Origin of the sequence: Stenotrophomonas maltophilia (genome assembly GCF_013464915.1) — a bacterium.
Taxonomy (GTDB): Bacteria; Pseudomonadota; Gammaproteobacteria; order Xanthomonadales; family Xanthomonadaceae; genus Stenotrophomonas; species Stenotrophomonas maltophilia_AT.
On record NZ_RAVT01000005.1, the window covers coordinates 80055 to 104388 of the forward strand.

The 24334-nt window shown below is 67.3% G+C and carries 19 protein-coding genes; 11 read left to right on the forward strand and 8 right to left on the reverse strand.

Annotated elements, in window-relative coordinates:
* Positions 1-67: 67 nt before the first annotated feature.
* Positions 68-3016, forward strand: coding sequence for a TonB-dependent receptor (locus tag D7T59_RS01790; RefSeq protein ID WP_180851116.1), 2949 nt, complete (start codon positions 68-70; stop codon positions 3014-3016).
* Positions 3017-3158: 142 nt separating this feature from the next.
* On the opposite strand, the gene D7T59_RS01795 is transcribed toward D7T59_RS01790, so the two are convergent.
* Together D7T59_RS01795 and D7T59_RS01800 are read right to left on the reverse strand one after the other, a co-directional pair.
* The gene (locus D7T59_RS01795; RefSeq protein WP_180851117.1) at positions 3159-3482 is read right to left on the reverse strand and encodes a DMT family transporter; all 324 of its coding nucleotides are present in this window, start codon (positions 3480-3482) and stop codon (positions 3159-3161) included.
* Complete coding sequence (locus tag D7T59_RS01800) at positions 3482-3835, reverse strand: SMR family transporter (RefSeq protein WP_180851118.1); 354 nt, start codon at positions 3833-3835, stop codon at positions 3482-3484. Before D7T59_RS01800 ends, D7T59_RS01795 begins: the two co-directional genes overlap by 1 nt.
* A 160-nt stretch (positions 3836-3995) precedes the next feature.
* On the opposite strand from D7T59_RS01800, the gene D7T59_RS01805 reads away from it, so the two are divergent.
* Positions 3996-4847 carry a LysR family transcriptional regulator gene (locus D7T59_RS01805; RefSeq protein WP_180851119.1) on the forward strand — a complete coding sequence of 284 codons (852 nt, stop codon included), beginning with the start codon at positions 3996-3998 and terminating at the stop codon, positions 4845-4847.
* Between the two features lie 73 nt (positions 4848-4920).
* Here the strand turns inward: D7T59_RS01805 and D7T59_RS01810 are convergent, their stop codons facing one another.
* Positions 4921-5841: a M14 family metallopeptidase gene (locus tag D7T59_RS01810; protein WP_180851120.1), complete on the reverse strand. Its 921-nt coding sequence runs from the start codon at positions 5839-5841 to the stop codon at positions 4921-4923.
* A gap of 131 nt (positions 5842-5972) precedes the next feature.
* On the opposite strand from D7T59_RS01810, the gene D7T59_RS01815 reads away from it, so the two are divergent.
* The 3 genes from D7T59_RS01815 to D7T59_RS01825 all read left to right on the forward strand — a co-directional run bounded on the left by D7T59_RS01815 (position 5973) and on the right by D7T59_RS01825 (position 10707).
* A complete protein-coding gene (locus tag D7T59_RS01815; RefSeq protein ID WP_180851121.1) occupies positions 5973-8054 on the forward strand; it encodes a TonB-dependent receptor family protein in 2082 nt (693 codons plus the stop codon).
* Between the two features lie 62 nt (positions 8055-8116).
* Entirely contained in the window at positions 8117-9889 is a 1773-nt protein-coding gene (locus D7T59_RS01820) for a chloride channel protein (RefSeq protein WP_219629679.1), read from the forward strand.
* Positions 9890-9990: 101 nt separating this feature from the next.
* Complete coding sequence (locus tag D7T59_RS01825) at positions 9991-10707, forward strand: MgtC/SapB family protein (RefSeq protein WP_180851123.1); 717 nt, start codon at positions 9991-9993, stop codon at positions 10705-10707.
* Between the two features lie 31 nt (positions 10708-10738).
* On the opposite strand, the gene D7T59_RS01830 is transcribed toward D7T59_RS01825, so the two are convergent.
* The gene (locus tag D7T59_RS01830; RefSeq protein WP_094000810.1) at positions 10739-11143 is read right to left on the reverse strand and encodes a MerR family transcriptional regulator; all 405 of its coding nucleotides are present in this window, start codon (positions 11141-11143) and stop codon (positions 10739-10741) included.
* Between the two features lie 63 nt (positions 11144-11206).
* Here D7T59_RS01830 and D7T59_RS01835 point away from each other — a divergent pair, with 63 nt between their 5' ends.
* Positions 11207-12034 (forward strand): class I SAM-dependent methyltransferase, encoded by an 828-nt coding sequence (locus D7T59_RS01835; RefSeq protein WP_180851124.1) that lies wholly within the window; start codon positions 11207-11209, stop codon positions 12032-12034.
* 81 nt (positions 12035-12115) lie between these two features.
* Here D7T59_RS01835 and D7T59_RS01840 read toward each other — a convergent pair whose 3' ends face one another.
* From D7T59_RS01840 to D7T59_RS01855, 4 genes are all read right to left on the reverse strand, one after another.
* Positions 12116-12406, reverse strand: coding sequence for a DUF6959 family protein (locus D7T59_RS01840; protein ID WP_014037513.1), 291 nt, complete (start codon positions 12404-12406; stop codon positions 12116-12118).
* A 122-nt stretch (positions 12407-12528) separates the two neighbouring features.
* Positions 12529-13365, reverse strand: coding sequence for an OmpA family protein (locus D7T59_RS01845; protein WP_180851125.1), 837 nt, complete (start codon positions 13363-13365; stop codon positions 12529-12531).
* 61 nt (positions 13366-13426) lie between these two features.
* Positions 13427-18664, reverse strand: a complete 5238-nt coding sequence (locus D7T59_RS01850) for an ESPR-type extended signal peptide-containing protein (protein ID WP_180863233.1) — start codon at positions 18662-18664, stop codon at positions 13427-13429.
* A gap of 235 nt (positions 18665-18899) precedes the next feature.
* Complete coding sequence (locus tag D7T59_RS01855; RefSeq protein WP_099553288.1) at positions 18900-19880, reverse strand: AraC family transcriptional regulator; 981 nt, start codon at positions 19878-19880, stop codon at positions 18900-18902.
* Between the two features lie 693 nt (positions 19881-20573).
* Here D7T59_RS01855 and D7T59_RS01860 point away from each other — a divergent pair.
* The 5 genes from D7T59_RS01860 (at position 20574) to D7T59_RS01880 (ending at position 24320) form a co-directional block, all read left to right on the forward strand.
* Positions 20574-20777 carry a Flp family type IVb pilin gene (locus D7T59_RS01860; protein ID WP_164136364.1) on the forward strand — a complete coding sequence of 68 codons (204 nt, stop codon included), beginning with the start codon at positions 20574-20576 and terminating at the stop codon, positions 20775-20777.
* An 89-nt stretch (positions 20778-20866) separates the two neighbouring features.
* The gene (locus tag D7T59_RS01865; RefSeq protein ID WP_180851127.1) at positions 20867-21412 is read left to right on the forward strand and encodes an A24 family peptidase; all 546 of its coding nucleotides are present in this window, start codon (positions 20867-20869) and stop codon (positions 21410-21412) included.
* Entirely contained in the window at positions 21409-21885 is a 477-nt protein-coding gene (locus D7T59_RS01870; protein ID WP_005413739.1) for a TadE/TadG family type IV pilus assembly protein, read from the forward strand. Before D7T59_RS01865 ends, D7T59_RS01870 begins: the two co-directional genes overlap by 4 nt.
* Before the next feature lie 23 nt (positions 21886-21908).
* On the forward strand, positions 21909-22946 hold the full coding sequence (gene cpaB / locus D7T59_RS01875; protein WP_180851128.1) for a Flp pilus assembly protein CpaB: 1038 nt from the start codon (positions 21909-21911) through the stop codon (positions 22944-22946).
* Positions 22947-22964: 18 nt separating this feature from the next.
* Positions 22965-24320 carry a type II and III secretion system protein family protein gene (locus D7T59_RS01880; RefSeq protein WP_180851129.1) on the forward strand — a complete coding sequence of 452 codons (1356 nt, stop codon included), beginning with the start codon at positions 22965-22967 and terminating at the stop codon, positions 24318-24320.
* The last annotated feature ends 14 nt before the right edge of the window (positions 24321-24334 follow it).

Below are 24334 nucleotides of genomic sequence, written 5' to 3' on the forward strand. Positions count from 1 at the left end.
ACGCGGTTCCCCTTTTTCGCGCTCACCGGGCAGTACAGGGGAACCCATTGCGGATGTTGCCGCCTCCATGAAACTGCCCTGCTCCTCCCCTCGCCCTCTGGCCATTGCCCTGTGCCTGGCCCTGGCCACGCCCGCCCTGCTGCCGGCCGCTGCCCACGCGCAGGCGTCCACCGCAGCGGTGCGCTGGCAGATTGCACCTGGTCCGCTCGACCAGGCCCTGACCGCGTTCGGCCAGCAGTCGGGCCTGTCCATCGCTGCCGATGCCCGCCTGACCCGCGGCCGCCACAGCAAGGGCGTGCAGGCCACGCTCGGTACTGACGCCGCATTGGCGCAGCTGCTGGCCGGCACCGGCCTGACCTTCCAGCGCGATGACAGCGGCGTGGTGCTGCAACCCGCGCCAGCGGCTGAAGCCGGTGTGCGCCAGATCGGCACCCTGCGCGTGGCCGGCCAGGCCAGCGAAGGTGCATCGCCGTGGGGCCTGGCCGATGCCGATGCGGTCTACCGCGACAGCGGCTCGCGCGTGCACCTGGACCGCCAGCAGCTGGAGCGCTTCCGCGGCCAGTCGATCGGTGATGTGCTGGCCGGTGCGGTCGGCGTGCACACCGCTGACGTGCGCAACGGCGGTGCCCTGGACGTGAACATCCGTGGCCTTCAGGGCCAGAACCGGGTGCCGGTGATCATCGACGGCGGCCAGCAGGCCATCGACGTGTACCGCGGCTATGCCGGCGTGCAGCAACGCAGCTACCTCGACCCGGACCTGATCAGTTCGGTCAGCATCGAGAAGGGACCGAGCCTGGCCGCCAACGCTGCCAGTGCGATCGGTGGTGTGGTCTACATGGAAACGCTGAATGTCGATGACATTCTCGACGACGGCCAGGCCTGGGGCCTGCGTGTGCGTGGTGGCCTGGCCGACAACAGCATCGACCGCACCCGCACGTTCAAGCAGATCGCGCGCGGCAGCGACAACCGCAACAGCCTGCGTGATCCGCGCGACTGGAACGGCAGCGTGGCCTTCGCCCAGCGCGGCGAGGACTGGCAGCTGGTGGCCGCCTACGCGCGGCGCCGCCAGGGCAACTACTTCGCTGGCAGCAACGGCGCCCACCGCTACGACGACCAGCACCTGTCCAGCGGTGGTACCGGCATGTCCAGCCAGGCGGTCTCGGACATGTACCACCCGGGCGATGAAGTGCTGAACACGCATACCGACAATGAATCGGCGCTGCTGAAATTCACCTGGACGCCCAACCCCGACCAGCGGCTTGAGCTGAGCCACCGTTACTTCAACTCCAGCTTCGGCGAGATCATGCCATCGGCGATCGGCCGCGTGGGCGAGTCCAACGAATGGGTGACCTATGTGGACAAGGCCAACACCATGTTCCAGTTCGAGCCCGGGAAAATGCGCCTCAACGCCACCTCGCTGCGCCACCGCTACCGCCCCGAAGCGCACCCCTGGCTGGACCTGAGCAGCACGCTGTGGTTCACCACCGCCACCAGCCGCATGTTCAACAGCAACATCGCCAACACGCCGCTGTTCAAGGACGTGCCCAACGACCAGATGCCGGACACGCTGGGCGAAACCTATGGGCCGGGCCTGCAGTCGGACGTGAAAACCCGGCGCTGGGGCGTGGACAGCAGCAACACCACCCGCTTCAACAACAGCCTGGGCGACTGGACGCTGCGCTATGGCGCTGCGCTCCAGCATGAGGACACCGCACCGAATTCGCCGGTGCTGCCGGTGGACTACAACAACAACCGCTACCTGCGCTCCGGCACGCGCCGCGAAGCGAGCGTTGTCGCCTCGCTGCAATGGCAGCCGTGGGACTGGCTGTCGCTGACCGCCGGCGGCCGCTTCATCGACTACCGCACCCGTGACCGCAACCGCGTGGCCTTCGTCAGTGAATCGCGCGACCTGCGCTACACCTTCGCGCGCCTCAGCAAGGGCGGCCAGCTGCTGCCGGGCTGGTACAAGGAGTGGTACCCGGATGCACAGGGCAACTACACCTACGACTCGCTGCGGGCCACGCCCTACGGCGACAGCACGCTGGGCCAGAGCTACGACTTCGATGGCTTCATTCCCGACCCGCGCGGCGCCAACGGTTTCTACACCAAGCAGGTTCCTACCGCATGGGGCTACAAGCCGGCGATCCGCCGTTCCGGCCACGGCTTCGCACCCTATGCCGAGGCTCGCTTCAACCTCGACCAGGACATGTTCTTCTACGTGAAGTACGCGCAGGGCTGGAAGATGCCCAGCCTGTTCGAGTCGACGCTGGGCAACAGCACCTCGGCGCCGGTGGCCGACCTCAAGCCGGAGAAGAACCGTTCCTGGGACATCGGCTTCAGCCTGCTCAAGCAGGACCTGTGGCGCGACGGCGACCGCCTGGCGTTCAAGGTGGCCTGGTTCAAGAACGATATCGACAACGCGATCACCCGCCGCTTCGACTCCAGCAACTGGGCGTTCTACGTCGACAACGTGGACAACTACACGGTGTCCGGCTACGAGCTGCAGTCCGGCTATGACGCCGGCATCGCCTACCTGGACCTGTCGGCGAGCTACTACCAGCGCGCGCGCACCTGCGACGCGGCCACCGCCAAGCGCCTGCGCGAAGACCCCTATGCGAAGTGGAGCAAGCTGGACACCACGCCGGACTGCGTGGACGGCGGCTTCGGTACTTCGTTCGTCAACGCACAGAATCCGCCGAAGTACTCGATCCACAGCACGCTGGGCTTCCGCCTGTTCGACAAGCGGCTGGATACCGGCATCCGCCGCACCTACAACAGCGGCCCCACCCACGAACTGGACAAGCCCTGGAACACCACCGGCTCGACCGGGTTGCAGAACATCTATCTGCCCACCGCGATCTACGACTTCTACGCGCGCTGGCAGTTCACCCCGAAGGCCGAGGTGGAACTGGTGGTCAGCAACCTGCGCAACACCTACTACATGGACACGCTGGCGATGAGCCTGATGCCCGGCCCGGGCCGTACCACGCGGCTGAACTTCACCGCACGCTTCTGACCGCTGCAGAAACCGCAACGCCCCGGGGAGATCATCCCCGGGGCGTCTGCATGCGGCGGCTCACGCGCTGACAGGTGCCAACCTGGGCTGGCACCGCGACTCAGCACCGGTAGGTGCCAACCTTGGTTGGCACAGCGACGCGCTACTTCGCAGTACTCAGCAGCAGCACCGCAACAGTGACCAGACCGATACCGACCCAACCGATCGGGCGCAGGCGGTTGCCGAACAGCAGACGGCCGCAGGTGGCGGTACCGATCACGCCGATCGCACCCCACATCGCATAGGCCGTGGCCAGGTCCATGTAGCGCACCGCCTGGCCCAGCAGGGCGAAGGCGATCCAGACCATGACGATCGCGCCGACACCCCAGCGCCAGCGGTGGAAGCCTTCCGACTTGGCCACCATCATGTTGGCGGCGACGTCGATCAGCGCAGAACAGATCACGAAAAACAGGGCCAGGGTATTCATCAGTGCGCCTCCCCGAGGGTGACACAGACGATGCCGACCACCGCCAGCACCAGACCGGCCAACTGCTGCAACGACAGGCTCTCGCCGAACACGGTGAGGCCGACCACGGTCAGCAGGGTCAGGCCCAGGCCCTCCCACACCGCATAGGCCACGCCCACCGCGATGCGGCGCACCGACAGGGCCAGGAAGTAATAGGACAGCGCCAACGCGCCGGCCATGACCAGGTAGCCGGTCCAGCCGCCGTCGCGGGCGGCATGGGCCATGAACGAGGTGCCGACCACTTCGGCAACGATCGCCACGGTCAGGCAGGCCCAGGCGGCCAGCGCGCCACGGGCGGGAACAGTACGGGACATGTGAAACTCCTTGCGGGACGGGGACCACGCCGCCTCATCAATGGGTCCACGCCGTGCGTGGAGGGTCCGGAACGCCCCGCAGACGGGGGCGACGGAAGCCAGTATCATCGTCTTTTACGGTGGTATCAAAATGGATTCGATCGACAGGAGCGATGGATCAATGCCCTACTCCCCTGAATCCCTGCAGGCCTTCGTGGAAGCTGCCGCGCTGGGCTCGTTCTCGGCGGCGGCACGGCGGTTGCGCAAGACCCAATCGACGGTCAGTACCGCCATCGCCCACCTGGAGGCCGATCTGGGCGTGAGCCTGTTCGATCGCAGTGGGCGCTACCCGCAACTGACCGAGGCCGGGCGCCAGGTACTGGGCCACGCGCAGGAGATCCTTGCCGCCGATGCCCGCCTGCAGCAGTTGAGCGTGCGCCTGGCCGCACCGGTCGAGTCGCGCCTGACCGTGGTGTTTTCCGACGTCTACCAGCTCGATCCCGAGCAACGGATTCTGCAGCGCTTCGCCGAGACGTTCCCGGAGACCGAACTGGAATGGCTGGATGCCGAAGGCAATGACGTACTGGAGCTTGTCGGCAGTGGTCGCGCCGCGCTCGGTCTGCTGCCGCGGCAGGAGCACTATCCGGATGAACTGGTGGCACGGCCGCTGGCGCACCACAGCGAACTGTCGGTGTACGTGGCGCGCGAACATCCGCTGGCCAGTGCCGGCCGTCGCGCCGCCACACAGCTGGCGCGGCATCGGCAGGTGCGCCTGAGCGCGGAAGTCGATCAATCCCGCGTGGTCACCGGCCTGGCCTGGACCGCCACCGACTATCTGATGGTGATGGAGATGGCCGAGGACGGCATCGGCTGGGCCGAACTGCCACGGGCACTGGTGCAGCGCTACGACCGTGGGCGGCTGGTGGAACTGGTGCTGCCCGGCTGGCCGCGGCGCATCCACAGCGACCTGCTGTGGCGCCGCGATACGCCGCCGGGCCCAGCCGCACTCTGGTGGGCTGACGCGTTGGGGTGAGGTGGTGCCGGCCGCTGGCCGGCAATCTCATTGACCCGTGGCTGCCGGCCAGCGGCCGGCACTACCGGACCGATCAGCGATGGGCGAGCGCGTAATCCAGCGCCGAGCACACCGCTGCGACCTGGGCGTCGTTGCACTGCTGCGGGGTGGCGCGCGGGCTGTCCGGGTAGACCTCGGTGGTGGTGGTGTAGGTCGCACCGGTGATACCGGCACACAGGCCCAGCTTCACCAGCGGGTACTCGATCACGCCGTGAGCGACCACCGGCGATCCGATGATCTCGCCCTTGTCGTCGGCCGGGGCGATGTGGGTGACCTTCTCCACCTCGGCAATCACCGCCTGCTGGAAGGCCGGTTGTGGGTTCCCGCTGTCATCCACCAGATAGAAGCCATCCGGAATCAGACCCGGTTCGAACGGCTTGCCGTCGCGCGCCGCCAGCGCCGGGCGGAACTCGCTCTCGTCGCTGTCGGTGGTTTCGTGCAGATCGATGTGCAGCACGAACTGGCCCTTGTAAGGCGCGATCAGCTCGATGACGGCGGTCGATTCACGCGCCGGGCCATCGCTGCGGAAATTGCGGTTCGGATCGATCGCATCGAAGTTCCAGCGGTTGATGCGCTCGAATCCCCACGGGTTCACGCACGGCGCCACCAGCAGATTGGCCTTGCCGGCATAGTCGGCGGCATGCTTCTCAAGGAACTCCAGCGCGCCCATCACGCCGCTGGTTTCGTAGCCGTGCACACCGCCGGTGACCAGCGCGGCCGGCAACGCCGGGTTCCAGTCGCGACTGCGCAGGGCAAACAGGGTGTAGGTCTCGCCAGCGTAGTCGAGCTGCCCATAGGCCACCTTGTCGAAGCGCGAGGCCAGCGCCTCGATGCGTGGCAGCACCTCCTCATCGTAGCGACGCAGGCGCTGCTGGCGACCGCGCCACGCCTCCCGTTCCGCCGCTCCCCACGGCTGGCCAGGGGTTCCGACGGGGTAGAAGGCGGCTTGGGACATGGCGGATCTCAGCGAGTCAGGAAGCAATCTCCCACTCTACCACCGGGGCATCAGCGTGAACCGGCGGCGCATTCCATTGGCGAATGGAATCAGCAATAATTCTCATTTACCACCTTCCACAGCCCGCACCGATGCCCATTCCCGCCCTGCAACCGGCCCGCCTGCCGCTGGCCGCCGCCCTTGTCCTGTGCCTGCTCCCTGCCGCCACCGCCTTCGCCCAGGACGGCGCCACCACGCTGGACAGCATCCAGGTCTCCGGCAGCTGGCTGGGCACCGGCCTGCATGACAGCGTGAAGAGCTTCGCTGGCGCGCGTACCGTGGTCGACCGCCAGCGCATCGAGGCCAGCGGCGCGGCCAGCATCGGCGATGCCATGCGCCGCATCCCCGGCGTGCAGGTCACCGACAACTCCGGCACCGCCGGCAGTTCGGTGTCGCTGAACATCGGCGTGCGTGGCCTGACCGGCCGCTACTCGCCACGCTCGACCGTGCTGCTCGATGGCGTGCCGCTGGCGGTGGCGCCGTATGGCCAGCCGCAGCTGTCGTTCGCACCGACCAGCCTGTCCAACATCGAGTCGATCGACGTGGTGCGCGGCGGCGGCGCGGTGCGCTACGGGCCGCAGAACGTGGGCGGCATCATCAACTTCAGCACCCGCGCCATTCCCACCGGGGCCGGCCTGCACGGCGAAGCGGGCGTGCGCTACACCGCCTACGACCATGGCGGTGGTGACAGCACCCAGTACAACGCCTTCCTCGGCGGCACCGGCGACAACGGGCTGGGTGCCGCCCTGCTCTACTCGGGCCAGGATGGCCGCGGCTGGCGCCAGGGCAGCGATGACCGTTTCAACGATCTCGCGCTGAAGTTCGCCTACGCCATCGACGAACAGCAGGAGCTGCGCGCCAAGCTGTCGTACTACGACGTGCGCTCGCTGACGCCGGGCGGCCTGACCCGCGCGCAGTACGAGGCCGATGCGTTCCAGAACACCCGGCCGACCGATTTCTGGAAGGGCCATCGCACCGGCATCGACCTGGGCTACACCAACACACTGTCGGCCAACAGCGAGTTCGAGGTGCTGGCCTATTACAACGAAAGCACCCGCGCCAGCTCGCTGATCAACGCCGCCAATACCCAGTTGACCGTGCAGCCGCGCGACTACCGCGTGCTTGGCATCGAGCCGCGCTATACCCAGCGCCTGCACTGGGGCAGCACCGTGCATGACATCACCGCCGGCTACCGCTTCCTGCGCGAGCGCGGCAACGACCGCAGCTACACCGTCACCCGCCGCACCGGCGCGGCCAGTGCCACCACCCGCTTCGACAACGCCACCGATGCGCATGCCTTCTACATCGACGATCGCATCGCCATCGGCCAGTGGCGCATCACGCCCGGTGTGCGCATGGAGTGGATCGACATGGACCGCCGCCAGGCCGGTGGCACGGCAACCTTCAGCAGCCGCAACGACAAGGCCCTGCCCTCGATCAACGTCGCCTACCTGCTGACTCCGCAGCTGACCGTGTTCGGCAACTACACCACCTCGTTCGGACCGGTGCAGAACATCCAGCTCAATTCGCAGACCGCCAGCAACCCGCTGAACCCGGAAGTGGCCAGGACCACCGAGCTGGGTGCGCGCTGGCAGGACGGCGCACTGCGCGCGGAATTGACCGTGTTCAAGATGCGCTTCGACAACCAGATCCTGCAGGTGCCGGGCATCACCCCGCCCACCTTCCAGAACATCGGTGCCACCGACCACAAGGGCGTGGAGAGCGCACTGGAGTACCACTTCACCGATGACAGCGCACTGGCCGGCCTGGAGCTGTATGCCAACTACACCTGGACCAAGGCGATCCAGCAGTCCGGCGACAACCGCGGCCTGGACGTGCCGTTCTACTCGCGCGACACCGACAGCATCGGCGCCCGATACGCGCTGGCCGGCTGGACCTTCAACGTCTCCAGCACCCACCAGAGCGGCCAGTTCTCCGACGCCGCCAACACCTGGGCCGAGAGCGCCGATGCGCGCGTGGGCCGCGTGCCGGGCGTACGCCTGTGGAATGCCCAGGTGGCCTGGCAGGTGCCGGGACTGGGTGACAGCGAGATCGCGCTGGGTGTGAACAACCTGGCCGACAAGCGCTGGTACACCCGCAACGTCGATGGCAACGCCGGCCGCATGGTGGCCGCACCGCGCACCTTCTACGTGCAGGGCCGCTACCGCTTCTGAGCCGGTAGCCGCCCGATGCGGTGACGGTGGCGCTCACGGTGGCGGCGTATCATGCCGCCACCATGTCTTCGCCCGTTTCGCCATCGCGCCTGCATCTGGCCTTCCAGGGCCTGCGCCTGCGCCTGCGCGGCAGCGACCTGTGGTTCATCGCGCTGGCGCTGCTGGTCGGCCTGATCGCCGGCTACCTGACCCTGCTGCAGTCGGGCATCGCACGTTGGTTGCAGGGCACGCTGTATGGGCTGGACGAAGGCATGCGCCTGAGCTCCCTGCCCTCGCTGACCTGGACCGCGCTGCTGGTGCTGCCACTGGGCGGTCTGCTGGTCGGCCTGGTCAGCCTTGCGGCGACGCGGCTGAAGCGGCCACTGCTTGATGCGGTCGAAGCCAATGCGCTGCACGGCGGCCGCATGTCGATGCGCGACAACCTGATCGTGCTGACCCAGACCCTGCTGTCCAACGGCTGCGGCGCCTCGGTCGGCCTGGAGGCTTCGTATACGCAGATGGGCGCGGGCAGCGGCTCGCAGCTGGGCCGGGTGATGCGCCTGCGTCGCAACGACGTGCGCATCCTGGTCGGTGCCGGTGCCGCCGGTGCCATTGCCGCCGCCTTCGGTGCGCCGCTGGCCGGTGCGTTCTATGCGTTCGAGATCGTCATCGGCGCCTACACCCCGGCCGCGCTGGCGCCGGTGGCCGTCGCCGCGCTGGCCGGCGCGTTCGTGGCCGACCAGGCCGGCATCGAGGCCTATCTGCTGCCGGCGGCCTCGACCATCGACGTGCGAGCCGCCGACTACGCCATCTACGGCCTGCTTGGCTGCTGCTGCGCGATGGTCGGCATCGCCATCATGCGCCTGATCGCCTCGATTGAAGGCACCGTCAAACGCAGCCCTCTGCCGGCCTGGGGGCGGCCGGTGGTGGGGGGACTGCTGCTGATTCCGCTGGCACTGGCCAGCCCGCAGGTGCTGTCGTCCGGCCACGGTGCCCTGCACCTGGACCTGACCACGCACCTGCCGCTGATCTGGATCGGCAGCCTGCTGACCCTGAAGTGCCTGGCCTCGGGCATCTCGCTCGGTTTTGGTTTCCGTGGTGGCCTGTTCTTCGCCTCGCTGTTCATGGGCACCCTGGTCGGCGCCCTGTTCGCCGGCCTGCTGGCGATGGCCACCGGCGTGCCGGTGATTGATGCAACTTCGGCCGCACTGGCCGGAATGGCCGCACTGGCCGCCGCCGTGGTCGGCGCACCGATGACCATGGCCATGCTGGTGCTGGAAGGCACCCACGACTTCCTGCTGACCAGCGTGGTGATGAGCGCGGTACTGGTGTCCAGCACACTGGTGCGGCAGTGGTTCGGCTACTCGTTCTCGACCTGGCGCATGCACCTGCGCGGTGAAACCATCAAGAGCGCCCGCGACGTCGGCTGGGTGCAGAACCTCAATGCCGGCCGGCTGATGCGCAAGGGCGTGGCCACCGCCCCGGCCGACCTCGATGTGGCCACCTTCCGCCAACGCTTTCCGCTGGGCTCGGGCACCCGGGTGATCCTGATCGACAGCGAGGGGCACTACGCCGGCATCGTGCAGATCCCACGGGTCTACGGCGATGGCGTGAAGCCGGAAGCCCTGATCGGCGAACTGGCCGAGAACCGCGACGTCTCGCTGGCACCGTCCTCCGACGTGGTCAGCGTGATGCAGCGCTTCGACCAGACCCAGGCCGACGAGCTGGCGGTGGTGGCTGCCGACGGTCAGGTGCTGGGCGTGGTCTCCGAGGCCTTCGTGCGCAAGCGCTACGCCGAAGAACTGGACAAGCGCCAGCGCGAGCTGATGGGCGAGCGGGTCGAGGACACCGACTGACCTTCAAAAAAGGGGACGGAGGGGATTAAGTCGTTTCCAGCCCCCTCGAAATCCACGCATGGCGTGGATCTACTGTCACCTCGACCGGGTAGACTCCGGCCATGCGCTTCATTGAAACCTTCCAGGCCGGTCCCTTCGCCGACACCGTGGTGAGCCTGCTGGCCGCCTTCGTGCTGGGCACGCTGATCGGCGCCGAGCGCCAGTACCGGCAACGCACCGCCGGCCTGCGCACCAACGTACTGGTCGCGGTGGGCGCGGCCGCCTTCGTCGACCTGGGCATGCGCATCGCCGGCAGCGCCGAAGCCGTGCGGGTGATCTCCTACGTGGTCTCCGGCGTCGGCTTCCTCGGCGCCGGCGTGATCATGAAGGAAGGCATGAACGTGCGCGGCCTGAACACCGCCGCCACCCTGTGGTGCTCGGCGGCGGTGGGCAGCTGCACCGGCGCGGACATGCTGGCCGAAGGCGTGCTGTTGACCGTACTGATCATCGCCGGCAATACCCTGCTGCGGCCGCTGGTGAATGCGATCAACCGGATCCCGATCAACGAGGCCGCCACCGAAGCGACCTACGAAGTGCGCCTGAGCGTGGATGCCGAAGCGGTGCCGCGGGTGCGCGAGCGCCTGGTCGACGCGCTGGAAGCGGCACAGTACCCGGTTAGCGACGTGCAAGTGGTCGAGCATGCCGACGCACCCTCCGATGTGATCGCCGTGCTGGTCAGTACCGCGGTGAGTGCCGACGAGCTGGATGTGGTGCTGGCGCGGATGGAGCACGTGCCGGGCGTTCTGCACGCCACCTGGGAAGTCAGTACCCGCGATTGATTCATCCACGCCATGCGTGGATGCGCTTCCCTCATCCAGCCATCCGCTGCTGCGCGCGCAACAACTTGCGGAACGAACCGCACTGGCGCGCATCCTGCGCTTCCGGGCAGGCCGCCGCGCGTTGCAGGTGCCGGCGCACCCGCTGCAGCTGGGTGATCTGCCGCTGCAGCACCTCGGCCTGCGCCAGCAGGGCTTCGCGATCCAGCGTAATGCATCCGCGCTGAGGTGGCAGCGACAACCCGATCTGCTGCAGCGACAACCCGGCCGCCTGGCCAAGACCGATCAACGCCAGTCGTTCCAGCACCTGTTCATCGTACTGCCGGCGCAGGCCACGACGGCCCAGCGACTGCAACAACCCGAGCTGCTCGTAGTAACGCAGGGTCGAGGCCGGCACGCCGCTGCGCTTCACCACCTCGCCGATATCCAGTTCACGCATGGGCTTGACCTCAAGTCGCCTTCAAGCATCAACCTATGGGCAACTTCCCGCCAGGACAAGGCCATGGCCAGTACATCCCCCGTTGATCAGAATGCGCTCTGGAATGGCCCTGGCGGCCAGATCTGGGTCGCCCAGCAGGCCATCCTCGACGGCCTGTTCCAGCCGATGGCCGACCTGCTGGTGGCCGAACTTCCGCAGACCGTCACGCAACTGCTCGATATAGGCTGTGGCACCGGCGCCAGCCTGCTGGCATCAACCGCCGCTCGCCCGGCGGCACACAGCACCGGCCTGGACATCTCCGCGCCGATGCTGGCGCTGGCCCGCCAGCGCGCCGGAGCGGCAGGACTGGACGCGGACTTCATCGTCGCCGATGCGCAGCGGCATCCGCTGCCGTCCGCACACTTCGACTGGATCCAGTCGCGGTTGGGTGTGATGTTCTTCGAAGACAGCCAAGCCGCCTTCAGCAACCTGCACCGCGCGGCACAACCTGGCGCGGGGCTGCGTTTCATCGCCTGGCGCAGCGCCGACGAGAATCCGTTCATGACCACGGCTGAACGCGCGATCGGCGATGAACTGGAGCTTCCGCCGCGCGTACCCGGCGCGCCCGGACAGTTCGCCTTTGCCGATGGCGGGCAGGTACAGCGGCTTCTGCAGGCCGCCGGTTGGAAGGATGTGGAGGTGGTTGCGGTAGACCTGCCCTGCTCGATCGCCCGCGAAGACCTGCCGACCTATGTCGGCCAGCTGGGCCCATTGGGACTGGCCCTGCGCGCAATGCCGGAAGACCGTGCCACCGTGCTGCGCGACCAGGCACTGGCCGCATTCGCGCCGTTCATCGAAGGCAACCGCGTACGCGTGGATGCCGCCTGCTGGCTGGTCCGCGCCCGCGCCTAGAAAAAGGGGACGGAGGGGATTAAGTCGTTCTTGCCCCGGGTATGCCGGAAACGACTTAATCCCCTCCGTCCCCTTTTTGTTTTACAGCGCCTCGCCGGCGTCGGCCAGGCGCGATTCGATCAGTGCGTACCACTGCTGCAACACGTCGATCAGCATGTCCAGCTCGGCGTCGGTGCGCTGTGCGCGGCCGCTGCGCAGGCAGGCCTGGGCTTCCTGCAGCTGGGCCAGGAACCCTGCCACGGTATCGGCCTGCAGGATCAGGCCCGGCAGGCGTCGCCCGGGGATGCGCACCACGGCATGGTTGCCGAGCTGGCCGTACACGCTGAGAGTGGCTTCCGTCTTCATGGAGAGGGGCAGGAATTGGGCATTCATCGCGTGCACCGTTTGAAAACCTGAGCCGCCGGCAGGCGTGGTCGACGGGGGAGACGTAACCACGTCCTGCCGGCGGTCAGGGGGGACTCGGGATACCGGGACACTTCCCCGGCGTGGAACTGTCAGCGCGGCTGGGCCATCCCGGCGATCTGCACGCGCCGGTTCGGTGCCAGGCACGCGATCAGCTCGCGACGGTTGCGCTGCTCGCACTGCACGATCGGCTCGGATGCACCCCGCCCCTCGGCACTGATGGCGGTGGCGGGCACCCCGCCCTGCACCAGGGCATTCCGCACCGCCTCGGCGCGGCGCTGCGACAACGTCTGGTTGTAGCTGGCGCTGCCAATGCGATCGGTGAATCCGGTCACCCGGATCGACTGCACCTGCGCGGCCTCGCGCACCTGCGCCAACACCCCCTGTACCGCACGCTGGCCTTCTGCGCTGAGCACGGCGCTGTCAAAGCCGAACAGTGCATCGGCAGACAGTCGCAGCGGCTGTTCCGGTAGCGGTGCCGGCGGCGGGGGGGCGGGTGGCCGTGGTGGCTCGAGCACGGCCGCGCATGATTCCGGCTTCCAGTAGCCGCCCTGGGCGATGCCCTTGCTGTCGAATCGCACCTGGAACTGGCAGGTGAAGTATTCGGCACCCTGCGCCGTCCGGAAGTTGAACAGGTAGTTCCACTCGCGCACGCCCCACATGCCTTCGTTGAAATGCGGCGTGCCCAGCAGGGTGTAGAGCTGGCGCTTGCTCATGCCCGGCGCGAAGCGGCGCAGGTCGGCGACATCGGGATAGATGCCCTCCTTCAGCGAGGCCTTCGAGGCGTCCGGGAAGTGGACAGCGGTGGCTTCGGCCGGACCGTCGGCGGCCGGCGCATGGCTGCGGCACGCGGCCAGCAGCCCCATCCCCAGGATCAGGCCCAGCGTAGCGGCCAGCTGGCCGGTGCGGGCGATGCGATGCTGTTTCATGTCGTTCCCCCTGTAGACGTTTCCGCGATGCCGGGCCGCACCTGCGACCCGGCGGCGGGGATCACCACTGGATGCCGGCACCGACGGCCACGCCGGCCTCGCCACGGCTGTTGGTGGAGCCGCTGAACTTGTAGATCCAGCGACCACCTTCGGAGACACCGGAGATACCGATTGCCACGCCCGACTCACCGTTGTAGCTGCCGGCTGCGACCGAGGCCATGCTGCGGCCCGCTTCGCTGGGCTGCGGCAGGGCTGCGGTGGCCATCGCCGAAGCGATACCGGCCGAGGCGCGGTTGTCGGTCTTGCGCAGGTCGCGCTCGAAGCCGCCCATGCGCTCGTCGGTGTAGGCCTTGGACCAGTCCAGGGTCTGTGCCATGCCCGACTTCAGCTGGTCCACGTTGACCGCATCGGTACCGGCGGTGCCGGCAGCAACATTGCGCACCGTGGTCGGGCCGCTGGTGGTGCTGCCCAGGGTGACGCTGTTGTAGTTGGTCGCACCGTTCACCGTGGTGTCGTAGCGGATCGTGCCCTGCTGCGAGGCCTGCAGCTGGCGCACGTTGACCGCATCGGTGGCCTGCGAACCATCGGCCACATTGACCACCTGGCGTTCGGCACCACTGGCACCGACCGACACCGTATTGGCCCGGTTTGCAACCGAACCTGCGCCCAGGGCCACCGAATTGTCGGCCTGTGCCTGCGACCCATTGCCCAGCGCGGTCGAATTGGCACCAGCAGCGGTGGAGCCTGCGCCACCGGCGGCCGAATTGGCACCGCTGGCGGACGGGTCGGCCAGATTGTTGGTGTTGTTGGCGCGGAAGCTGCCGGCCACATTGGTGATGTTCTGGATCTTCTGGTCGGTGTACTTCTTCGATTCGTCGATGGCGTAGTTCACGCCATTCTTCAGCTGGCCCACATTGGTTGCGTCGTACGTATCGGAGCCGTCGGCGACATGGGTGATCTTGCGCTCGCTGCCGCTGCTGCCGACCGAGACCTCACCGGCCGAGTTGCTGGCGCCGGTCTGCCCGTAGGCACCGGTGTAGCCACTCTGGGCACCGACGCTGGCCACCGAACCGGCACCCAGCGCCACGCTGTTGCCCGCGCTGGCACTGGCACCATTGCCGACTGCCACGCTGCTGGCACCTGCGGCACTGGCCTGCGGGCCGACCGCCACCGCCTCCGCGCCGGCCGCCGTTGCAGCCGCTGCCGTCGAGTTCACCGCCAGGTAGGCACTGCCACCGCCACCGTTGGTGATGCGCTGGTTGAGGATCTTCAGCGAGCCATCCACAGCGGTGAATGCGGCGGTGACGTTGTTGTAGTCACCGCTGGTGAAGGTGCCATCGGTCGCGATGCTGGAGATGCTGAACTTCGGTGCGGTCCACACGTTGGTGGTGCCGTTGTAGGCGGTGGTGCCACCGAAGTAGTTGGCGATGGTGCTGTTCGTGCTGAACAGCTGGTCGCCGGTGATGGCATCACTGCTGCCGGCCAGGATGCTGCCGGCGGCGACGTTGGTCACCTTCACCGCACCGCTGCCAGTGCCCTTCAGCGAGACACTGTTGATCACGTTGCCACTGCCATCGACGTCGTACTTCACGGCCAGCTTGTCGATCTCACCGGTCTGGTCGGCCACATTGGCCAGCGAGTTGCTGACCGCATCGAAGGCCGTACCGACGTCGTTGTAGTTGCCCTTGGTGATCGTGCCGTTGGCGGCCACGTTGTTGATCGAGTAGGTCGGTGCGGTCAGCACACCGCTGGCGTTGACCGCTGCACCACCACCGAGGTGGGTGGCCACGGCCTGGTTGGCGGCGAACAGCTGGGCACCGTTGATGGCTTCACTGCTGGTGGCACTGACCTGGCCCGGGCCGAGGTTGCGCAGCGTGGTGGCGGTGCCGGTCTGGCCAAGCGTGGCGCTGGCGTAGTTGACGCTGCCGTCGCCGTTGAGGTCGTAGCGCAGGGCGCCCTGCTCGGATGCCTGCAGCTGGCCCACGTTCACCGCATCGGTCGCCGCCGTACCGGCGGCCATGTTGGTGACCTGGCGCTCGGCACCGGCCGCGCCGATGGAGACACTGTTGGCACGGTCGGCCAGGCTGCCGGCGCCCACCGCGATGCTGTTGGCGGCGGTGGCGCGGGCGTTGGTGCCGACCGCGATCGAGTCGGTGCCGCTGGCCACGGCCTCGGTGCCGGTGGAGTTCACCCGCAGGTACTTGGTTCCGCCATTGCGGATGTCGGTGATCTGCGTGTTGAGGTTGACCAGCGAGCCATCGACGGCCGCGAACGCGTCGGTGGCGTTCTCATACAGGCCCTTGGCGATGGCGCCACCGGTGGAGATGCTGCTGATCTCGAACAGCGGTGCGGTGAAGACACCACTGGCCGGGTCGAACGCCGCGCGGCCACCGAAGAAGCTGGCGATGGCTGCATTGGTACCGGCCAGCTGGCCACCGTTGACCGCCTCCAGGCTGCCTGCGGTGATCGCGCCGCCGGCCAGGTTGCCGATGGTGGTGGTGCCGGTACCGGCACCGAGGGTGACGCGGCGATAGTTCGGATTGCCGCCGGCATCGAGGTCGTAGGTCACCGCAGCATCGGCCACGCCGTTGATCAGGCTGATCGCACCCTTCAACTGGGCCACGTTGACCGCATCGGTGTTGACGCTGCCGGCAGCCACGTTGGTGATCTGGCGCTCGCCGCCACCGGCGGTGCCCACCGACACTTCGCCGGCCGAGACCTGCGGTGCGGTGAGGCCATACGCGGTGTAGCTGGCCTGAGCACCGCGCAGTGCAGCCGAACGGTAGCCCAGTGCCACCGAGTTGGCCTGGTTGGAGGTGGCTTCAGCACCCAGCAGGGTCTGGCCGTTGGCGGTACCCACGGCACTGTCACCGACGATCACCGAATGGCCCATGCGCGCGGCGTAGTCGGCGGTCGGCACACCGGTCGGGTTGCTCGGGTCGTTGACCCCATCGCCCGGGAAGGCGACGTTGGCATCCACCTTCGGCAGCTCGTGACGTGCATTGGCACCGATCACCACTTCCTTCGAACCGTTGGCGAACGCACCGTCACCCATCAGCACCTGGTAGTCCTGCGCAGCGTTGACCGCCCAGCACGAGATGTCAGCCAGCGCGATGTCCAGGCACTTGGCTGCCCAGGCAGGCGAATCCTTCGGCAACAGCAGGCCCAGCAGGCCGCCCGGATTGCCGTTGTTGATGTTGTAGATGTAGCTGTCGGAGGTGACGCCACCGATCAGGGTCAAGTGCGAGCTGCCGCCGGTAGCGGCGCCGCCGAGGCCATTGAGCGTGCTGCCGACCGGCGACAGGTTCACCACCGGCAGGCCCAGCACGTTGACCGTTGAATAGGTCTGCATCACGTTGGCGTTGCTGAGCTTGAGGTTGCCGTTGCTCAGGTAGCCGTTGCCACCGAACAGGCTGGTGGTGGTCGGGCCGATCAGCTGGCCGACATTGCCGACCAGGCCGCCGGTGCCGATGACCAGGCCCGCATTCGGATCCGCTGCGGCGGGGGCCTTCGGGCTGGTGGGTGGAATCGCAGAAGGCTTGGTCAGGCCCAGGCCGCCCAGCGTGTCACCGACCAGACCGCCGACCGCGCTGCCCAGATTGCCAAGGGTGCCATTGAGGTTGCCGTTGAGCAGGTTGCCCACGGCGCTGCCGACGTTGCCGAGCGTGTTGCCGAGCAGGCCACCCAGGCCAGTGCCGGAGCCGGTGGCGCCATTGAGCAGGCCACCGACGGAACCGACCGTGTTGTTGAGCGTGCCGCCGACCGCGGTGCCGACGCTGCCAACCGTGCCGCCGACGGCGCCTACGGTGTTGTTGAGCGTGCCGCCTACGGCGCCGCCCACACTGCCGACGGTGCCGTTGAGCGCTCCGCCCACCGCGCCGCCGACCGTACCCACGGCGCCATTCAGTGCGCCACCCACGGCGCCCACCGTGTTGTTGAGCGTGCCGCCCACGGCACCGCCGACGCTACCGACCGTGCCATTGAGGGCTCCGCCAACCGCACCTCCGACGGTGCCTGCGGCGCCGTTCAGTRCGCCACCGACGGCACCCACCGTGTTGTTGAGCGTGCCGCCAACGGCGCCGCCCACACTGCCGACCGTGCCATTTAGGGCTCCGCCAACCGCGCCGCCGACCGTACCCACGGCGCCATTCAGTGCGCCACCCACGGCACCCACCGTGTTGTTGAGCGTGCCGCCCACGGCACCGCCGACGCTACCGACCGTGCCATTGAGGGCTCCGCCAACCGCACCTCCGACGGTGCCTGCGGCGCCGTTCAGTGCGCCACCGACGGCACCCACCGTGTTGTTGAGCGTGCCGCCAACCGCGCCGCCCACACTGCCGACCGTGCCGTTGAGCGCTCCACCGACCGTGCTGCCAACCGCACCGACGGTGCCGTTGAGCGCGCCACCGACGGCGTTGCCCGCGGCGCCGACCACGCCACCCACCAGCCCCCCGACACCCAGTGCGCTGTTCTGCGCCGCAACCGTTGCCTGGCCCGCCAGTTTCAGATTGCGATCGGCAACCACTTCCTGGCCATCCGGCGCCTGCACGCGCACCTTGCCCGCTGCGCCGGCATCGAATGCTGCGGTGATCGCGCGATCGTGGGTTTCCCCCGGCAGTTCCTCCTTGGCCGGCAGCGTGATCGCCGTCGTCGCCTTTGCCTGGCCCTGGGCGTCGATCTGATGGCCTGCCACCTTCAGCTTCGAATCCAGCGCCCCATCAACAGAAGCCTTCAGACCCCGCAGTGCGCCTGCCGGCGCGCCGCTGATGCCAGCGGCCGCCTTTGCACCGGTATCGATTGATGCCACCTGCGCACCACCGAGGCCGATGCTGGCTTTCGCACGGACATCGGCGGCAAGCCCCGGGACGGCGACCTGCTTCGGCGCGGTGTTCGCGGCCAGCTTCACCTGCACGGTGGCCGGCAGCACGTCACGCACCACCGGCAGCGACGCGGTGCTCAACTGCAGGCCGACGCGCGCATCCGCGCTGATTGCCGGGCTGCTCTGGGCCTGGCTTGCGGCAGCCGCGAGGGCTACCTCGGCATCGACCTTGACCGGCATGGGTTGGGTGTACTTGGCTGCAAGTGCCTGCAGATCACGCAGCGACTGATTGGATTCGGATGCCCCTGCGTGGCCACTGGCCAGCGCACACAGCAGCGCCAGGGCGAGCGTGGTGGGCATCAGCAGGAAGGCGCGCGGATCCCGCGCGGCACTGCCACCGCTGTCGCCGGTGGCCAGTTCGGAGGCCACGACCAGAGCATTGAGCTGGCGGTTCCATACACGCCGGTAGATGCGATTCATGAGCACTTCCCCCGTAGGCGAACAACTGGAATGTCAGTGGACTTGCCGATTGGCAGGTGATTGACATTTCAGCGCTCGCGGCGGCGGCTGCGCACTTCATTCCGGCACGGCAATCGCGCATTCCGGCAAATCCACGGCCGGAATCGGCAGCGGGTTATGCAGAAGCGGCAACGATATCGGCAAGCGCATGGGCAATTCCGGCAGAAACCACCCCGAAACCCTTGCGGCGCTTGATTCAGGCCGGCTGGCCGATCTGCGCGGGAGCGCGCATGAGCGTATCGCGCGGCAGCTCGCCGAAGACCTTGCGGTAATTGTCGGCAAAGCGGGAGAGGTCCCAGAGGCCGCAGCTGAGGGCGATCGCCTTCACCGAACGGCGGCTGGAATCGGCCATCGACAGGCTGCGGCAGGCAGCGCACAGGCGCAGCATGGACAGATAGCGGTTGGGCGAGGTTCCGAACAGATCCTCGAAGGCATAACGCAGGCCGCGTTCGCTGACACCCGCCGCGTCGCATATCTCGTTCATGTAGATGTTGCGGCGCAGGTTGAGCCGCATGAAGTTCTCCGCCCGCTGCGCGATCAGATAATGCGTGCGCCGCGCGCGGCTGCAACCAGGGCGATCGGCGGCGCCTGCACCGAGCAGGGCCTGCACGTGCTCGTGCAGCAATCGTTCGGTTTCTTCCGGCTGCAGGCCGGCACCCTGGCCGAGCTGAAGATGCAGCTGCTGATAATGATGGGCGAGTGGTGCCGAATCGTTCGCCAGATTGAACAGTGAAAGTGCCTGTCCCGCGGGCGGCGTGCTGCGCAGGCTCAGTTCGGTCAACTTGCGTTGCACCCGTGCGACCGGCACCAGCATCAGGGTCATGTGCGTACCGGGGCTCAGCGTGAACTCGCTGATGCCTTCAGGCATCACCGTCAGCGCCATTCCCGGTGTAAGTGGCACCCCGTGGCACCAGCTCAGTGTTTCATCGGTCGCGTGCAGATAGCCCAGCATCGCCCAGTCGGGCGGCAGCATGAAGCGGCCACGGCAATGGAAGCCGCAACTGATGCTGCAGAACAGTGCTTCCTCATGCACGCGCGAAGCGAAGGCCGCCCGCGGCCCGTTGCCATCGAGCAGCAGCAGTTCGACATCGCACACACGAAGTACGCCGCTCAGCGTCGCCAGATCGATCGATCGCAGGCCGCTGTCGTCGCTGTCTTCTACCCCACCATCGACCATGACAGTGTCGTCCCCCCGTTGATCCGCAACACGCTGCGGCCCCCACTGCCTGACAGGGCCACACCATTCCTCCAGGAACCTTCGCCATTGCCGGGATGGCTGCGGCCGGTGCCGCGCGGCCAACCCGGTTGAAAGCAGCAACTTGAAACCGAGTATGCCCGATAATCATCGAAGGTAAACCCGAACCCTGCATTGAAGAAAATAGATACACAGATGAAGAAAATGTAGCCGTCAGTGGCACGATTTTCGCATGCGCCATTTGCGACATCACATTATCTGCACGTCGATGAATCGTTTTGCCAGCGAACGGATATACGTCACAGAAACAGCCTGAAAGTTTAAGGATCGTCGGGTTTCTGCCGAATTTGCATATAGGTTCCAGTTGCAGCCAACCGCCATTCAGGCAAAGTCGATAACACGGTGATCCGGTCGCTTCAGAGCGACCACACCTGGGGGAGCGCATGACCACGACCGTATCGCAGAACAGTTCGGCCACCGGCGCAGCGCCGCGTGGTTGCGACGTTGCGGCCGGCATCTCCCCCGGGGCCGATTACCCAGCATGAGCACGGCGGGTCATTCCCGTCATGCCACCCCGCCAGGACGTGCGGGGCCCACGGACGAACCCGGCGGAGCCGGGCCACCGCCCAACAGGTGTCCTGCATCTGCAGACAACAAGTAGAGGGAGACAAGGCCATGAACGCATCCATCCGCAAATTCCTGAAGGAAGAAGATGGCGTTACCGCGCTCGAGTACGGGCTGCTGGCCGCCGTCATCGCCGGCATCCTGATCGCGGTAGGCAACAAGGAGATCAAGGGGTTCTTCGAGACGCTGTTCAAGAACCTCTCCGACCTTGCCAACAAGGCCTCCGGGTCGGCACCGGCGACCGGCGGCGGCTGAGCCTGCGTGCATCGCACATCCCTGCAGCGGTGCTGGGATGTGCCCGGTGGCAACTGCAGGCTGTCCAATGACGGACGACGGAGTGTGCGATGACGTTGCTGGGACTCTTGGCCATCGGCGTGTGCCTGCGGATCGCGATCAGCGATCTGTATGCCCGCCGGGTGCCCAATGCCTGGCTGTTGTCCGCATCGGCCATTGCCATCGCATTGATCATCGCAGGGCAGTTCAGCGCGCCGCGCCAGCCGTGGCTTGCCCACGCAACGGGCGCGGCGCTCGGCCTGGTGGCCCTGCTGCCGTTCTATGCCATCCGCTGGATGGGCGCCGGCGACGTCAAGTTCTTCGCGGTACTGGGCCTGATGCTGGGCTGGAAAGCCCTGCTGCCGATCTGGGTGGTGGCCAGTCTCGCGGCCGGCCTGCACGCGGCAGTGATCATTGTTGGCCGCCGTCTGGGCGTGATGCTGCCCACGGGCCTTCAGATGCAGGTCAACCGCGCCAGCAGCCAATGGCAATCGCACCCCGCCCTGCGCGACATGCAGGCCGCCCGCCAGGGACGACACGGCATTCCCTATGCAGCCTACCTGGCCATCGCCGGCATCGGCTGGGTTCTGGCAAGCGTCTACGGAGGTGTGGCATGAACATCCGCAATCCACGGCGTCAACGCGGCGTGGCCAGCATCGAATTTGCCCTGATGCTGATGCTGGGCCTGCTGCCACTGCTGCTGTTCACGTTCTCCGGCGTGATGATCATGGCCGCGCAACAGACACTGGCGACGGCCTCGGCCGAGGGGGCTCGCGCTTCATTGCGCTATGGCAGCGCCAATGAACGGCGTACTGCCGCCTGCGTCGCGGCCCGCAGTTCGATGCAGTGGCTGTTGAAGTTTTCTGGACAGGGTGTCGACTGCAGCAATGGCGGCAGCAACGCCATCGTGGTCTCCGCGCAGGCACCCTGCGCCGGCCTGGCCACTGCCCAGTGCATGACGGTGACGGTCAGCTATGACTACGCCAGCCATCCCTTCCTGCCGGGCACCGCCACGCTTTACAAGTGGGTGATGCAGGCTCCCATCCGTAGTGTCGCGGTCGCCCAGCTCGACCTCGGCAGCGGCAACTGACGATCGGTACAGGAGACGGTTCCATGCTCAAGTTGACCCGCATCGCTGCCGTCGCCCTGATCGGGCTGGCCGTGCTGCTGGCAGTGATCGCCCTGATGATCGGGCGCAAACCGGCCGCGCCGGCGACGGCCGCCCCCGTCGCGCACAGCGAAGCCCAGGCGATCACCGTGGTCGAAGCCGTGGCCCGGCTGCCTGCCGGAGAACCGATCACCGCCAACGGCCTGCGCCTGGCGCAGCGGACCACGGCGGTAGCCGGTGCTGCCACCAGCCTCTCTGCCGTGGTCGGCAAGGTACCGGTGCAGGACATCGCCGAGGGCACCGCCATCAGCAGCAGCGCCCTGGCACAGGGATTCTCCCTGCAGCTGCGCCCGGGCGAACGCGCACTGGCCGTTCCGGTGGATGAACTTGTCGGTGCTGGAAACCGCATCCTGCCGGGTGATTTCGTCGATGTCTTCCTCAACCTGCGCAATGCCCAGCCCAACGCCAGCGGCCCGGCGGAGGCCGCGCAGACCCGCCTGCTGCTGTCACGGCTGCGCGTGCTCAGCTACGGTCAACAGGACATCGCTCCGGTCACCAGCGATGCCGTCGCCGGCAACGAGGGCGATACCCGCAACGACCCCCGCGCCGCAGACATCACCGGCAATGGCAGCAGCCATGGCACGGGCAACGAGGCCACCCAGCCGGCACGCAGCGCGGTGCTGGCAGTGCCGGTGGCCGACGCCAACCGGCTGCTGCTGGGGGCGCAGCAGGGAAAACTGTTCCTGGCCCTGCGCAACCCGGCCGATACAGGCCAACCTGACCTTGCACTGTTTCCACAGGCGCGTGGCGTGATCGATCCTGTGCGTGGCCTCGATGCCGAACAGCAGCTCGCACTGCAGCGGCCGGAGAACCACGCCTTCGCCGGCATCGACGGTGATGCCTTGGCCGGGCGCGGCAACACCGCGGCCCGCAGCACCCCGGAGGCCCCGGCGCGTGCGCCGGCGGCTCGGCGCAGCGCACCGCGTGCGTCGGGCATCGAGATCATCCGTGGCGACAGCTCCGCCCCCCGTGGTTCCCTTTGACCTGCATCGAGCGCATCCATGACCGAACGCCGCCGCCCACGCCCCTCCCCCCGCCAGCGCTGGCTGGCCCTGCTGCTGGTGCTGCTGGCTCCGGCGACAAGCGTGGCCGCCGACGATCTCGTGCTGCAGGCGCGTGAGCAGCGCCCATGGACCCTCCCGGCCGATCTGGAACGGGTCGCCATCGCCGACCCGGGCGTCGCCGACATCGTGATGCTGCGTGGACAGCGCCAGGCGCTGCTGGTCGGAAAGGCGCCGGGTACGACCACCCTCCTGCTGTGGCACCGCAAGCAGGCCGAGCCGCAACGCCTGCAGGTACGCGTACAGAGTGCCGTGCAGGGCGCGGCAGACGCAGGCTCGAATGGGCTGGTGTTCACCCAGCAGGACAACCAGGGCCTGCTGCAGGGAAGCACCGACAGCGTGCTCTCGCACATGCAGGAACAGAAGACCGCCGCCATGGCGCTGGGCAAGGACGGGCTGCTTGCCGATGCGTCGACGGTCAGCAGCGGCGGCGTGGTCCAGGTCGAGGTCAAGGTGGTCGAATTCAACAAGACCGCGTTGAAGCAGATCGGCATCAGCTTCCAGAACCGCAATGGCAACTTCGCCTACGGTTTCGCCCGCCCGGGCGGACAGCTGCCGGGCAATACCGGCATCCTGCCGGGCATGAAGGAAGGCAACTCCGGCAATGAGGCCGAGTCGCCCATTTCTTCGGCGTTCCGGCTGGTGTTCGGCTCGACCAAGGGCTTGTGGAACGCCGATGTCGATCTTCTGCAGAGCAACGGCATGGCGCGCGTGCTGGCCGAACCGACCCTCGTCGCATTGTCCGGCCAGAGCGCCAGCTTCCTGGCCGGCGGCGAGCTGCCGATCCTGGAACCGCAGGGCCTGGGCACCACCACCATCACCTACAAGCCGTTCGGCATCGGCCTGACCGTGACCCCGACGGTGCTGGCCCCCAACCGCATCGCGCTGAAGGTCGCACCCGAAGCCAGTGATCTGGACTACAGCAACGCCATTGCCCTCAATGGCGTGCAGATTCCATCGATCACCACGCGTCGTGCCGACACCACGGTCGAACTGGGTGACGGCGAGAGCTTCGTGATCGGTGGTCTGGTCAGCTCCAACGTCGTCTCCAGCGTTGGCAAGATTCCCCTGCTTGGCGACCTGCCGATCATCGGTTCGTTCTTCCGCAACTTCGACTACAAGCGACAGGACAAGGAGCTGGTGATCATCGTCACGCCGCGGCTGGTGCAGCCGCTGGCGCGCAATACCGAGCTGCCGCTGCCTGGCGAACGCGAAGCCAAGCCGAACCTTCCCGAGTGGGGGTCCTGGCTGCTTGGCCCGATCAGCCAGGATCCGGTACCTGGCTTCTCACGCTGATCCTCATGATGCCT

Bases quoted from the DNA above. Each gene is read 5' to 3' on its own strand.
- D7T59_RS01790 (WP_180851116.1), top strand. From the start codon at position 68: ATGAAACTGCCCTGCTCCTCCCCTCGCCCTCTGGCCATTGCCCTGTGC.
- D7T59_RS01795 (WP_180851117.1), bottom strand. From the start codon at position 3,482: ATGAATACCCTGGCCCTGTTTTTCGTGATCTGTTCTGCGCTGATCGAC.
- D7T59_RS01800 (WP_180851118.1), bottom strand. From the start codon at position 3,835: ATGTCCCGTACTGTTCCCGCCCGTGGCGCGCTGGCCGCCTGGGCCTGC.
- D7T59_RS01805 (WP_180851119.1), top strand. From the start codon at position 3,996: ATGCCCTACTCCCCTGAATCCCTGCAGGCCTTCGTGGAAGCTGCCGCG.
- D7T59_RS01810 (WP_180851120.1), bottom strand. From the start codon at position 5,841: ATGTCCCAAGCCGCCTTCTACCCCGTCGGAACCCCTGGCCAGCCGTGG.
- D7T59_RS01815 (WP_180851121.1), top strand. From the start codon at position 5,973: ATGCCCATTCCCGCCCTGCAACCGGCCCGCCTGCCGCTGGCCGCCGCC.
- D7T59_RS01820 (WP_219629679.1), top strand. From the start codon at position 8,117: ATGTCTTCGCCCGTTTCGCCATCGCGCCTGCATCTGGCCTTCCAGGGC.
- D7T59_RS01825 (WP_180851123.1), top strand. From the start codon at position 9,991: ATGCGCTTCATTGAAACCTTCCAGGCCGGTCCCTTCGCCGACACCGTG.
- D7T59_RS01830 (WP_094000810.1), bottom strand. From the start codon at position 11,143: ATGCGTGAACTGGATATCGGCGAGGTGGTGAAGCGCAGCGGCGTGCCG.
- D7T59_RS01835 (WP_180851124.1), top strand. From the start codon at position 11,207: ATGGCCAGTACATCCCCCGTTGATCAGAATGCGCTCTGGAATGGCCCT.
- D7T59_RS01840 (WP_014037513.1), bottom strand. From the start codon at position 12,406: ATGAATGCCCAATTCCTGCCCCTCTCCATGAAGACGGAAGCCACTCTC.
- D7T59_RS01845 (WP_180851125.1), bottom strand. From the start codon at position 13,365: ATGAAACAGCATCGCATCGCCCGCACCGGCCAGCTGGCCGCTACGCTG.
- D7T59_RS01855 (WP_099553288.1), bottom strand. From the start codon at position 19,880: ATGGTCGATGGTGGGGTAGAAGACAGCGACGACAGCGGCCTGCGATCG.
- D7T59_RS01860 (WP_164136364.1), top strand. From the start codon at position 20,574: ATGAACGCATCCATCCGCAAATTCCTGAAGGAAGAAGATGGCGTTACC.
- D7T59_RS01865 (WP_180851127.1), top strand. From the start codon at position 20,867: ATGACGTTGCTGGGACTCTTGGCCATCGGCGTGTGCCTGCGGATCGCG.
- D7T59_RS01870 (WP_005413739.1), top strand. From the start codon at position 21,409: ATGAACATCCGCAATCCACGGCGTCAACGCGGCGTGGCCAGCATCGAA.
- cpaB (WP_180851128.1), top strand. From the start codon at position 21,909: ATGCTCAAGTTGACCCGCATCGCTGCCGTCGCCCTGATCGGGCTGGCC.
- D7T59_RS01880 (WP_180851129.1), top strand. From the start codon at position 22,965: ATGACCGAACGCCGCCGCCCACGCCCCTCCCCCCGCCAGCGCTGGCTG.